Here is a 12,996-nt window from a genome sequence, read left to right as displayed (position 1 = left end):
AAACGGAATATCCGCTAACGACGCTTCATCAAGCTTCTTGACCGTCCCTGGAATTATTATTTTCTTTATATTTGTCCTTGATAATGCTGCTTCTTTAATCTTTTGCAGCCCATGTGGAAAACTTATTTTTTTTAAGTTTTGACAATTGAAAAAAGCAAAATGTGATATCTTTTTTATTCCTTGGGGTAAAATAACCTCTTCAATCTTAGTAAAACTCTCAAAACAGGAATACCCTACACTTTTCACATTTCCACTTATTACAAGTTTTTTTGCATCATATGTTTTGGTATACTGCACCCATCCTGCTGCAGCTCCCAGATCACCAACATAATCCATGTAGCCATTCCCCCACACTTTTAAAAGCCTGGTTTTTGTATTATAACTCCACTTCATGTTTCTCCAGGTTCCACTCTTTACTTTGGCAGTTACATCTGTAGATATAATCACAAAACTAAAGCATAATACAAGTACCATTATCTTTGTTATTCTTTTTGACATGGTATTCTCTTCCTCTAGGTGTTTAAAGCGTCACCTTAAAATCTCTTTGCTTTTACTACTTTTACCTTCTTGTTCCCCGCATTCTTAAGAATTATCTTCTTGTACTCTTTGTACTTTGACTTTGGTACAATCACCTTGATTTTGTGCGGTTTTCTACCAAAAGTATAAAAGAGTTTTTTTCCCCATTCCTTAACTTTAACTGACTTAATTTTTATTGTTTTAAGCTTTTTCATATCTGAAAAAGCTCCTTCTCGAATATTGGCGACACCGGATGGTATGGTTACTTTTTTCAGACCGCAGCCTATAAGACAGTACTCATCCAGTACTCTTAGTGATTTTGGTAATCGAAGTATTCTGAGTTTGGTGTCTGAATCTAGGAAGCTGTCTCCTAACTCCTTTACACCATTATTTACATTTAATTCCTTTAAATCAACCATACTTGCTAGTGATTTTGCTTCAAGACATTTTACCGTTCCAGGAATTTCTAATTTATTTATTGAAGTCAGCGCAAATGCTCCATCTTTTATCCTATTTAGTCCATAAGGCAAATTGATTCTTTTCAAATTACTACACTTCATAAACGCTTCGTCAGATATTATTTTTATATTTTTCGGCAATACAACTTCTTCTAATTTTTGATAATCTAAAAAACACAAATACCCTACACTTTTCACATTTCCACTTATTACAAGTTTTTTTGCATCATATGTTTTGGTATACTGCACCCATCCTGCAGCAGCTCCTAGATCACCAACATAATCCATATAGCCATTTCCCCACACTTTTAAAAGTCTGGTTTTTGTATTATAGCTCCACTTCATGTTTTTCCAGGTTCCACTCTTCACCTTTGCAGTTACATCCGTAGATACAAGCATGCTTAAGCATAGCATTAACGCAAATGTTGTCTTGATTATTCTATTTTTCATAATATTCTCCGCCTCCAATCGTACAATTTACTCTCTCACTTATCTTGTCATAAACATATATTCCGCCATTTATTCCTCTTATATAAAATGGCTCCCATGAGTATCCTATCTGTCGTGGAACTTCCATTTCTAAAACAGGGGTAGTTTCATCATTTCTATATAATTTAACCTTTACGCCTGACTCCGAACAGATATATTGATAATCATCCTTATTATTCATATACTCTTCTTTGCTTATATCCGACATGACAAGGAATGCATAATTATTCTCGGGGTCTATGTAATCCGTTTCTACACTCTTTTTTGCTAGATTTCCATCATACCAACTTAATATTTCATGCCATCTGGGCCGTCTTCATTAACTATCAGATGATCATTCGTATATTGTCGAACATTATTGTAGCATAATTCCATGTTATTATCCTTATCAAAACGCACCAACATACAATTCACATCCCTAGCAGATTTATTATACTCTATCTCCATGCGATATTTTGTATCCGTCAAATCAAAGCTTGTACTCTCATAATCACAAATCACTTCATCCTCTTCAACTTCATCTATGATATTTCCAGAATACAATTTTTCTTTGTCATCAGATACAATTCCTATTCCACCCGTGATTACAGTGCCATTTACATAACGAATTATGCCTCTTTTCTGTGCTTCTTTATCCGTGATAAACAATAACAAATCACTATCTTTTGATATACACAAAGAAATATCATGGCTCGATAGTTTGTTTTCCCCCAATGATTGCATCGTATGGGAATCTCTCACAGTCACTACCGCTTTAGGCATAGTCCCTGATACTTGCTTTATTACAGCAAGATTCACATTTATAAATGTAAAATCTTTTAGCTTGTCCTTTGCATAAGAATAAGTCATTCCTTGGATTATACTCCTGGACTTCGGATATTTTTTATAAAATATATCAGTCTCCTTCGCATATTTATCAAACTTTTCCAATACATAGGTCTCCTTGAAAAAGCCTGCCTTGACATATACATTGCCATATATATCACTTACTATTCCATCATTGATACTTTGATATTTAGGTTTTAAGAACACACTAAATGCTCCTGATTCACTTTTAAAACGATTAAACGTTCTGTCCTTTATAACAATTCTATTAAGCAACGCATTAACTACTTTCTTTGAGTCTGTTAGTCTGTTCTTACACACTTCAGTATTATCAGCATCTCCTGCCAAAACTTTATCTCCAACCTTTTTGTGTTTCAATGGATTCCATATAACATGCTTCTTTTTTGCTTTTTTATTATGTCCATATGCACTGTGAGCAAATATATCCGCTACTGTGTGAGCTGCCATACTAAACAATATTAAGCTCTTGTTTGTTTTTGTAACTTTTAGTTTATTGCCTTTTTTTGACAGAATCTTTTTCCATGAGTAGCTTCCAACCTTTCCCTCTGCAAAAGCATCATAAATTCCACCTATTACTTTCCCTTCACCTTCTGTGGTTGTTCCTACAATCTTTGGAAGATCAAATCCACTCAAATATTTTTTCGGACTGACTCCCTTACTTTGCTGAACAGCCAATCTATACATGTACTTGTATGCAATCATATAGTTTGATTCTTGGTTGATATTAGTTTTCTTAGGCATATATGCATAAAAGCCGTGAAACCATGGATGGTCTTTCATGCCATAAAGTCCGGTGTTCTTCTTTGTATCTGAACATGTTGCCCCTATTTTTAAAACACGTATGCTAGTATCATTGATCCTTTGTTTCTTTAATTTAAGACAAGAATTAACATACCCTTCATGAACCTTCCAATTCCAGCTTCCCGAAATCTTACTTATATCCTCATCCACCTCAGGTTCTTCGCTATTTTCCCCTTCAAACTCCTCATGCTTTCTATAACTCTTAGAAAACTCATCATAAGATTCTAGTGCAAAGCTGCAATCAATAAGGCCTTCTCCATAAAGTTTCTCATTTCCACACTCTTTAGCAGTTGCCTTAATCAGCTCTCTAACAAAGTCTGCTGTCTTTGTTGTATCCTTCTGCCAGATAAGCGAAGCTAAACCTACTACATGAGGTACTGCCATGCTTGTTCCAGAGAATACCTCTCTTAGACCAAAGGATCCTCTTGATATGATAAAGTCACCAGGCGCAACAACTTCAACACCATTGTTATCCGGCGCATCTTCTGACACTTTACATTCTGCATCAACTGCGCCAACAGCCATTACTTCCTTGTATGCTGCAGGATATTCCTTGGTGCCTTCATTAGCTGCTGACGCTATTATAAGTATACCATGATCATATGCCTTTTTTATGGCTGTATGTAGTTTTGAGGAATTATCTTTAATACCAAAACTCATATTTATGATATTTACATCTTTTTCAATTGCCCAGTCTATAGCTTGTATAATTCTATCTACAGTTGCCTCGTTGTTCTCATCAAGAACTCTTGCAGAATAAAGTTCCATTCCAGGATTAATTCCCTCTGTCCACTCATATCCACTGTCCGCAAGATCAGCCAATGTATACTCGTCATCCGCCAAAGGCTCTTCGTCCTCAGCAATCATTTCTTCGATTTGCTCATCAGTCAGCTTTTCAGCATCATCCTTTTCAAGCTTATCTTCATCAATAAAATCGCTTACATCCTCAGCTTCTTCTTCAATCTCATCCTTTGAAAAATACATCGGTTTATCCTTTGGATTAGATGCAAGTATCTCTGCTATTGCTGTTCCATGACCTGTTGGATCATTAAAGATTTCTGATGTTTCATCCTCCTCGCCTTCTTCATATTCATTTAAGAAGTCTCTTCTCTCTACCACGTTAACTTCGTCAGAGTAATCAACCCCTGAATCAAGTATCGCTACTTTTATCCTTGCTTGGGGATTTGATATTTCCTCGTTTACTACATCTGTAGTCTTGTTAATCATATCCATGTTCCAATCGATGTTTTCTATATCATCATATATCGGAACGATATCTTCGGAATCCTCTGACTCCTCTTCATCTTCATCATCTTCAGTTTCTATCTCTGGCTTTTCTGTTGGCTGTGGGGTGATGATTTCTGGCTGAGTACTTACAGCTGGATTATCAGTTTCCACTAATTGTGGCACCTCAGTTTCTTTATCAATTGGCTTCATTGTTGGAGTGTTGTATTCTTCCACTGCTCCATTTATACTTTTTAAATTCTCTTCCGATGGACATGTCACAACCTCATCTGGAAACTCCACCTGATACCCAAAGCTCACTGACTGACCAGCCTTAATCTCGGCGTTATAGTCTGCATTCTGAATCGTTATAATTTCTCCATCAACACTCTTAACTTTTGCATTCCAGATATTATAAATCTTTGCATCAAAAGAAAAACTGATTTCCCAGTCCTCAAGTGTTCTATCTGTGTTATTGGTAATAACAGTTTCTATAGTGGCTTTGTTATCCCATTGATTTACGATTCTGTGATTGATAGAATAATCTTCAGATTTATTATTCTCCGTAAAATATTTAACTAATTTAACATCAGTAACATTTGATATATCCGCCCCTGATAGCTGATAACCAAAAGCTATTTCTTTTCCATGTTTTATTTCTCTGTTGTCATTATGGCATCTAAACTCATATCGATTGTCTTTGTTTGTAGCATCTGTATTCCAGCAATTAATTACTTTCCCAGAAGTCAACGATAGTGATACGCCCCAGTTTCTAATAGCTTTGTCGCTAGTATTCTTTATCCGAACTTCCGCTACAGAGCCTGAATCCCAAGAGGATTGCTCGGTAATTGTGATTCTGTAATCATTGTCTTCTACTTCTTTTACTATTTCTTTTGCATCTGCTTTTGAATATCCAGCAAATAAGCAAACTGACATACAAAATACAAGTAGTACTGCTATACTACTTCTTTTTTTAATTAGATTCATTTAGCTTCCTCCTAACAATATATAAATAATTAATAGTTTTGACTCAAACTTATGTCAAACAATAATTGTTTCCAATTATTATGCCCTTTGATTTCTCAAAGAGCATAATAATATTTCATCATTCCAAAAGACAAATAATCAATCTTTATTCTCTTTTTCCACAAGATTTACAAGACCATAAAACTCTCTGAGTTTTGGCTTTTCAATCTTTCCGGTGGCATTTCTAGGAACGTCAGCAAATACAATTTTCTTAGGTCTCTTGTATCTAGGTAGCTCATGACAAAATTCGTTGATTTCCTCTTCTGTGCACTCCATGCCATCCTTGATCGAGATAATCGCACCCGGAATCTCCCCAAGACGCTTGTCTGGGAATCCAATAACAGCAACATCTCTAACTTTATCATATTTTCTAAGGAAATCTTCTATCTGTACAGGATATAGATTCTCTCCACCTGATACAATTACATCCTTCTTTCTATCAACAAGGAAATAAAAACCATCCTCATCGCGCTTGGCAACATCTCCCGTGAAAAGCCAACCGTCTTTGAGAACATCATTAGTTGCATTTTCGTCCTTATAATAACATTCCATAACAGCTGGTCCCTTGACACAGAGTTCACCTGGCGTGTCGTCTGTGATTGTCTGACCATTTTCATCTACTATCTTACATTCCCAACCATATCCAGGGATTCCGATAGCTCCGACTTTGTGAATATTCTCCACACCGAGATGCACGCAACCCGGTCCTGTTGACTCGCTGAGTCCGTAGTTAGTGTCATATTGATGATTTGGAAAATATTCCTTCCATCTCTTAATAAGTGACGGTGGAACTGGCTGTGCACCGATGTGCATAAGACGCCACTGAGACAATTCATAATCATCTAGTTTGATATCTCCTCTGTCGAGGGTATCAAGAATATCCTGTGCCCAAGGAACAAGTAGCCATACTATTGTACAATGTTCATTGGATACAGCATCAAATATGTACTCAGCTTTGGTTCCCGTCAACAAAACGGCCTTGGAACCAACTACCAAACTACCGAACCAATGCATCTTGGCACCGGTGTGATATAATGGCGGAATACATAAAAAAGTGTCTTCTTTTGAAGTGCTATGATGGTTTTGCTCAACTTTTGCAGCATGCATAAGGCTTCTGTGCTTATGCAAAATAGCCTTTGGAAAGCCTGTTGTTCCCGATGAAAAGTAGATAGCTGCATAATCATCATCTGTAAGCGGAATATCAAGATTCTGACTAGAACAATTAGCTACCAAATCATGATAATTGTCCGCAAAAGTCGGACATGAATCTCCCACGTAAATGAGAAGTCTGTTGTGACTAAGTTTGTCAGCAATGGCTTCGATTCTACCTATGAAGGTATGTCCAAACAAAAGAATATCTACATCTGCCAACTCAGCGCAATATAGAATCTCATCTGAATCATATCTAAAGTTAAGCGGCACTGCAATACATCCTGCCTTTAAAATACCAAAGTATATAGGCAACCACTCCAAACAATTCATGAGAAGTATTCCAACCTTATCGCCCTTTTTGGCACCTCTCTCGAGAATCATATTGGCTGTTCTATTGGCCTTTTCGTTAAATACACCCCAAGTAATACTAATTCTATAGGACTCTTTTTGAGTCGACTGAATCAAGTCATACTCTTTCCATGTTACTTTCCTGGCATTTTCCTGCTCAGGATTTAACTCTACAAGAGCGACATCATTTCCAAAATCTCTGGCATTTCGCTCCAAATAATCTATAATTGGCATATTTCCATTTCCTTTTCAAAATTATTATTGATACAGCTTTCTATTGTCTGTAACATGTTTTGTCTTACCCTGGCTGTGCTCCAATGCTTTTGGCTCAAGAAGCGTGATATCGGCATGTAGACCGATGGTTCTTCTAATCTCTTTTCTAACTTTATTGTAAGTATCTTGTTTGAGATTAGCATCATTTAAGATATCTGTATTTTCAACCTCAACCTGAACCTCAAGAGAATCTTCGTTGTCGATACGATCAACCAGCATCATATAGTGAGCTGTAACTCCCGGAACATTTAACACTGCCTCTTCCACCTGTGAAGGGAATACGTTGACACCCTTGATAATGAGCATGTCATCTGTACGGCCCTTAAATCTCTGGATTCTGGCCATAGTTCTTCCACACTCACACTTTGTCTTATCTATAGAAGTCAAGTCCTTGGTTCTATATCTGATAAGTGGCATACCCTCTTTAGTGAGAGTTGTTATTACCAACTCTCCGCTTTCATTAGGAGTCTGCTCCATTGTCACCGGATCGATGATTTCAGGGAGAAAATGGTCCTCCCAGATGTGAAGTCCCTTGTGATATTGGCAATCTGTCGCCACACCAGGACCACAGATTTCTGTCAAACCATAAATATCATATGCCTTAATGCCAAGAGTATCTTCCATTTGTTTTCTCATGGAATCTGTCCATGGCTCTGCACCACAAATTGCATATTTAAGTTTGACTTTATCAAGTAAATTCTTTGCTTTGAGAGTCTCAGCAACATGTAACAAGTATGAAGGTGTACATGCAATAGCAGTTGCCTCACAATCAATCATCATTGTTATCAGTTTCTGAGTATTACCTGTGGACATAGGGATTACTAAGGCTCCCATCTCTTCAGCTCCATAGTGAGCTCCAAGACCACCGGTAAATAGTCCGTAACCGTATGCAACCTGAATTACATCTTCTCTTGTAATACCGATCATCGTCATACATCTGGCAACACATTCAGCCCAAATGTCGATATCTCTTCTCGTATATACCGCAATCTTAGGTTTTCCTGTAGTACCACTTGATGCATGAAGTCTTACAACTTCAGATTTTGGAACAGCCGCCAATCCAAAAGGATATGTGTCTCTTAAATCCTCATACGTTGTAAAAGGCAATTTGTGTAAATCTTCCAACCCGTGTATATCTCCCGGCTCCAAGCCAAGCTGTTGCATCTTATTGCGATAATATGGCACGTTGTGGTAAACACGATTTACAACCTTTACCAATCTTGCGCTCTGCATAGTCTCGATTTCATCTCTAGACATGCATTCTTTAGTTTCATTCCAAATCATTTTGCCAAAACTCTCCTTACAAAATTAAATTATTGTTCAAAACCGGCCAAAAATGCCTGCTTATTGATCTCAATTGTCTTAGGCGGAACGGTCTTCTCGATAGTCTCTAACCACTCTTCCTTAGAAAACTTCATGTGTTGTGCAGCAAGTCCGAGCACAACATTGTTAAATACGCGAGCATTTCCCAATTCCAAAGCAACTTTCTGTGCATCTATATCATATACTTTATAATCTTTTTTGAGATTCTCTATAATATTGTCAGGATACTCTGCAACACCCGTCACAACTGGCATTGGATCAATCCTCACATCATTGACGACGATAACACCATCTTTTTTGAGATAATGAGCATATCTGAGAGCTTCAAGGCGCTCAAATGCGATGAGCACATCAGCTTGTCCCTCTTCAACAATCGGCTCAAATACTTTATCTCCATAGCGCACGAAAGTAACAACACTTCCTCCGCGCTGCGCCATTCCATGCACCTCTGAGAGCTTGATATCATATCCTGCATTTTGCATAATTCCACCAAGGATTCTACTTGTGAGCAATGTTCCTTGGCCTCCCACTCCAACGATCATAATATTCTGTGTTTCCATTGTACATGCCCCTCCTACTTCTCAACTATTTCCAATGCATCGAATTTGCAGAGTTTTGCACATAATCCGCAACCGTTACACATTGTAGCATCAACTTTAACAGTTCCATCTTCATTCTTTGTAATAGCAGGACAACCTGGCTTCAAACAAGCTCCACACTTCTTACATTTATCTGAAAGAGCCACAACCTTGTTAGGGAATGTCTGGCCCTTGAGGAGTGCACATGGTGCACATACAATAATTACTGAAAGTGCATCTCTAGCAGTCTCTTCTTTGACAGCTTTCTCGAGATTATCAATATCAAACGCACTTACTTCAACTACGTTTTCAATATTCATAGCTTTACAAATTGAGTAAAGTGAGATAGCCGGAACTTCTTTACCCTGCAAAGTCTTACCTGTAGCCGGATGATCCTGATGTCCGGTCATACCTGTTGTTGAATTGTCAAGAATCATGACAGTTCCTGTAGACTGATTGTAGGCAAGATTCTCAAGTGAATTAATTCCTGTATGAAGGAATGTAGAATCACCGATAACTGCAACCCAATCCTTGATATACTCTTTGCCCTTAGCCTTTTCCATGCCGTGAAGCATTGATATCGATGCTCCCATACAAACTGTAGTATCGATAACACCTAGTGGTGGAACGGCTCCCAGTGTATAACATCCAATATCTCCGGCCGCATGTTTCTTAAGTTTCTTCAAAACTGAAAATGTTGAGCGGTGTGGGCATCCAGGACATAAGATAGGTGGTCTTCCCGGAACATTTTCCGCTGGAACACTTGTGATATCCTGCCCAAGAACAACCTTTCTAAGCATGTTGGCACTATACTCGCCCTGAATTGTAAATACATCTTTGCCAAGGCAATCGATTCCCCAGGCTCTTACCTGCTCTTCGATAACCGGCTCAAGTTCCTCAAATATATATAATTTATCAACTTTAGAAGCAAAGTCTTTGATGAGTTTCTCCGGAAGCGGATTAACCAAACCAAGCTTAAGAACGCTGGCATCCGGGCAAACTTCCTTGACATATTCATACTCGATACCCTGAGTGATAAATCCGATCTTGGTATCGTTGATCTCAACTTTATTAATTGGAGCGTCACAGCCATATTCAGCCATGTCTTTCATACGCTGCTCAACAACCAAGTGTCTCTTGATAGCATTTCCTGGCATCATTACATTTTTCGCAGCATTTCTCTCATAAGTTTTATCAGGAACCTCCATTCTCTCACCGAGAACTACACTTGTCTGTGAGTGAGCCAATCTTGTTGTTGTTCTGACAATAACCGGAGTGTCAAATTTCTCGCTGATTTCAAATGCAGCGATGATAAAATCTTTAGCTTCTTGTGAATTAGATGGCTCCAAAACAGGCACGTTTGCAGCTCTTGCCACTCTTCTTGTATCCTGCTCATTCTGAGAGCTATAAAGTCCCGGATCATCGGCAACAATAATTACAAGTCCGCCGTTAACTCCGATATAAGAAATTGAATAAAGTGGATCAGATGCCACATTTAATCCCACGTGCTTCATAGATGCCAAAGCACGCACTCCACTGATGGAAGCACCGATAGCTGTCTCCAAAGCCACGGCTTCATTCGGAGCCCACTCAGCGTAGATTTCCGGATAATTTACAATATTTTCACTGATTTCTGTACTTGGTGTACCAGGATATGCGGAGCTGACTTTAACACCAGCTTCATAGGCGCCACGAGCTATCGCCTCATTTCCCAACATAACTTTTGTCTCGCTCATTTTTCAAATAACCTCCTAAAATATATAATTGCATGTCTTCATACAATTTATTTGAATGGTATTACATAGCCAGTCGTAGTAACCACAGCTATTACTGAATCATTATCATCAGTAATTGTGATATTATATACACTGGTTTTCCCTTCTTTTTTTACAGCTTTGGCAGTGGCATACATATTCTCTGTCCTTGCAGGATGCAGATACTGAATATTACTTGTAAGGGAAACCGTATTGCCATAAACCGGATTGCTATTAGTTGCAACTGCAAAAGCGAAATCAGCCATTGTATAATACACAGCTCCCATCACTTCACCAATAGCATTTTTATGTCTTCCATCAATTTTAAGCTTTACTTTTGAATATCCATGTTCCCCTGCTTCAACTATCTCTATTCCTGTTACTTCAGTCGCATACTTGTCCTCTGCAAAAAAAGCTCGGATTTCTTCTAAATTTTTCATTAATACCACACTTTCACAATAAAAATTAAAATATTCTGCTCTATAATGTCACACCGAAACCATGAAGAGTACATCTCTTCTCCTCATCTCCCGGATGCATCCTCACTGATACGTGATGATCTGCAGTTTCTTCTTCATTCAATACTACATGAGCATTACAATGTGACCAACCAACCTCTAGAGGATCCACAGTCAATCTGAGTTTGTCATCGACAAAAACATCAACTTTTCCAAAGTCATTGCTAGCTGAGTCCTTTATAATTGCAAGAATATTCTTACACTTTACATCAAATTCAAACTTTGCACTTGTATCTCCCAATTTCTTGGACCAGAAGTTAGGCATCGCGGATGTTACGAAGACATCCATATTCTTTTCACATCTTTGAACATCATCGTCGTCTGCATCATATCCAACGATATCCGCCTTGATATATTTATCTGCATTGGTCTTGTCTACAAGGATTACGTTCTTAAACTCACAGCCATAATATGGATCAATATCAAAATCAAAATCCTTATCCGCAGTTTCTTCGGCATCAACTCTCTTGAAGAGCTCTATAAGACAGTCTGCCATCACCTTGTGACCATCATTGGTTGGATGATAGATGTCATAGAAATACTGTCTCTTAGTCATGATAGTATTCTCTGTAAACTGTGGAACCACAGCCCTTTTAACACTGGCCATAGGCAAATCATAGTGCTCTCCAATTGGAACAAGTCTATCCTCTAAGTTCCAATCGTTCATAAATACTGCAAAGTTTATGATAACTGCAGGAGCATTGTCCGCCTGAGCAATCTTTCTCACGAGAGATTCAAAAGAATGTCCTTCAGTCTCATCTCCTTCATCATTTACAGCAAACTCTACGATTACTATGTCCGGCTTAATCTCACCATTCGATGTGACATCAGCCTCATATCTAATCATTCCAAGTTCTGATGATGTACCGCCGACACCTGCTTTGACATATTGAACTTGATCTTTATTTCCGCCGGCAAACAAGTCTACAAATCCCTCATATGACCTATATGCATAACACTTCGTATTGATTGGCTTTGCCGCTGCTCCCTGAGTAATAGAACCACCAATGTAGGCAATTGTAACCTTTTCGCCATTTCTAGCTTTTTCAATAGCCTTCTTTAGTCTAAAATTATTACCTGTGCTCACAACACTTCTATCGAGCATTCTGGCATATTCAGGATTTTCAAAGTCGATTGGCGGATCAATCTCCAATTTTGGAGCTTCATATCCATCATTAAGATAGAACTTGAGTGTAGCTTTTCCAACTGATGCCTCACCGAGGAAATCAAAGTAGAATCCACCTAAAATAGTATCATCTCCAGTAAATTCTATATCCTCAAGATCGATTACCACTTCTTCTCCGTTGCATGGAATGTCCAATTGGAAAGTAGTACCTGAGTTATACTTATCCTTTTTTCCATAACAGTGCAATGTAAAGCTAACATATTCATCTTTATATTCTTCTTCATCAACATCAATTGTCAAACTGATGCTATGAACTATTTTTCTCAATTCATTGACATCCTGAAATTTTCCGGCAAAATCTGGATCTATGTCAGGATATATTCCGATAATCTGTTGTCCTACTCGACCCTCTAAGTAAAAAATATCTCTTTTATCATATCCATTTATAGGTGTTCCGGCAATGGCTTTATCTACCATCATGTAAATCGCCGGTCTTTTTCTAACAGGATCCTTAGGTGCAACTGGTCCAATCATAAACACTATACCTCCAATACACGTTCTTAA

General features: G+C 38.1%; 10 protein-coding genes. All 10 read right to left on the bottom strand.

The genetic code is table 11. The annotated features are described in order from the left end of the window. The coding region (locus L877_RS0108770) for a leucine-rich repeat domain-containing protein (protein ID WP_026835748.1) at window positions 1-498 on the bottom strand (498 nt) is incomplete at its 3' end. 35 nt (window positions 499-533) lie between these two features. Next, a complete protein-coding gene (locus L877_RS0108765; protein WP_026835747.1) occupies window positions 534-1,424 on the bottom strand; it encodes a leucine-rich repeat domain-containing protein in 891 nt (296 codons plus the stop codon). After that, on the bottom strand, window positions 1,414-1,644 hold the full coding sequence (locus L877_RS0108760) for a hypothetical protein (protein WP_026835746.1): 231 nt from the start codon (window positions 1,642-1,644) through the stop codon (window positions 1,414-1,416). Before L877_RS0108760 ends, L877_RS0108765 begins: the two co-directional genes overlap by 11 nt. A 107-nt stretch (window positions 1,645-1,751) precedes the next feature. Beyond that, complete coding sequence (locus L877_RS13610; RefSeq protein ID WP_051437774.1) at window positions 1,752-5,321, bottom strand: S8 family serine peptidase; 3,570 nt, start codon at window positions 5,319-5,321, stop codon at window positions 1,752-1,754. Between the two features lie 138 nt (window positions 5,322-5,459). Continuing rightward, a complete protein-coding gene (locus L877_RS0108750) occupies window positions 5,460-7,094 on the bottom strand; it encodes a class I adenylate-forming enzyme family protein (RefSeq protein ID WP_026835745.1) in 1,635 nt (544 codons plus the stop codon). Between the two features lie 24 nt (window positions 7,095-7,118). Beyond that, the gene (locus L877_RS0108745; RefSeq protein ID WP_026835744.1) at window positions 7,119-8,417 is read right to left on the bottom strand and encodes a phenylacetate--CoA ligase family protein; all 1,299 of its coding nucleotides are present in this window, start codon (window positions 8,415-8,417) and stop codon (window positions 7,119-7,121) included. A 29-nt stretch (window positions 8,418-8,446) separates the two neighbouring features. After that, window positions 8,447-9,016: an indolepyruvate oxidoreductase subunit beta gene (locus L877_RS0108740; protein ID WP_026835743.1), complete on the bottom strand. Its 570-nt coding sequence runs from the start codon at window positions 9,014-9,016 to the stop codon at window positions 8,447-8,449. Window positions 9,017-9,030: 14 nt separating this feature from the next. After that, entirely contained in the window at window positions 9,031-10,770 is a 1,740-nt protein-coding gene (gene iorA, locus L877_RS0108735; protein ID WP_026835742.1) for an indolepyruvate ferredoxin oxidoreductase subunit alpha, read from the bottom strand. Window positions 10,771-10,817: 47 nt separating this feature from the next. Beyond that, a complete protein-coding gene (locus tag L877_RS0108730) occupies window positions 10,818-11,228 on the bottom strand; it encodes a PaaI family thioesterase (RefSeq protein ID WP_026835741.1) in 411 nt (136 codons plus the stop codon). 40 nt (window positions 11,229-11,268) lie between these two features. Further along, window positions 11,269-12,966, bottom strand: a complete 1,698-nt coding sequence (locus L877_RS0108725) for an SGNH/GDSL hydrolase family protein (RefSeq protein WP_026835740.1) — start codon at window positions 12,964-12,966, stop codon at window positions 11,269-11,271. Window positions 12,967-12,996 lie beyond the last annotated feature (30 nt).

Origin of the sequence: Eubacterium xylanophilum ATCC 35991 (genome assembly GCF_000518685.1) — a bacterium.
Classification (GTDB): domain Bacteria; phylum Bacillota; class Clostridia; order Lachnospirales; family Lachnospiraceae; genus Eubacterium_F; species Eubacterium_F xylanophilum.
The sequence above is the reverse complement of the archived record's forward strand: the minus strand, read 5'-3'. Positions and strand labels throughout refer to the sequence as shown.

Excerpts from the sequence above, each read along its gene's own strand:
- L877_RS0108765 (WP_026835747.1), bottom strand. The coding sequence starts at position 1,424 with ATGAAAAATAGAATAATCAAGACAACATTTGCGTTAATGCTATGCTTA.
- L877_RS0108760 (WP_026835746.1), bottom strand. The coding sequence starts at position 1,644 with ATGAATAATAAGGATGATTATCAATATATCTGTTCGGAGTCAGGCGTA.
- L877_RS13610 (WP_051437774.1), bottom strand. The coding sequence starts at position 5,321 with ATGAATCTAATTAAAAAAAGAAGTAGTATAGCAGTACTACTTGTATTT.
- L877_RS0108750 (WP_026835745.1), bottom strand. The coding sequence starts at position 7,094 with ATGCCAATTATAGATTATTTGGAGCGAAATGCCAGAGATTTTGGAAAT.
- L877_RS0108745 (WP_026835744.1), bottom strand. The coding sequence starts at position 8,417 with ATGATTTGGAATGAAACTAAAGAATGCATGTCTAGAGATGAAATCGAG.
- L877_RS0108740 (WP_026835743.1), bottom strand. The coding sequence starts at position 9,016 with ATGGAAACACAGAATATTATGATCGTTGGAGTGGGAGGCCAAGGAACA.
- iorA (WP_026835742.1), bottom strand. The coding sequence starts at position 10,770 with ATGAGCGAGACAAAAGTTATGTTGGGAAATGAGGCGATAGCTCGTGGC.
- L877_RS0108730 (WP_026835741.1), bottom strand. The coding sequence starts at position 11,228 with ATGAAAAATTTAGAAGAAATCCGAGCTTTTTTTGCAGAGGACAAGTAT.
- L877_RS0108725 (WP_026835740.1), bottom strand. The coding sequence starts at position 12,966 with ATGATTGGACCAGTTGCACCTAAGGATCCTGTTAGAAAAAGACCGGCG.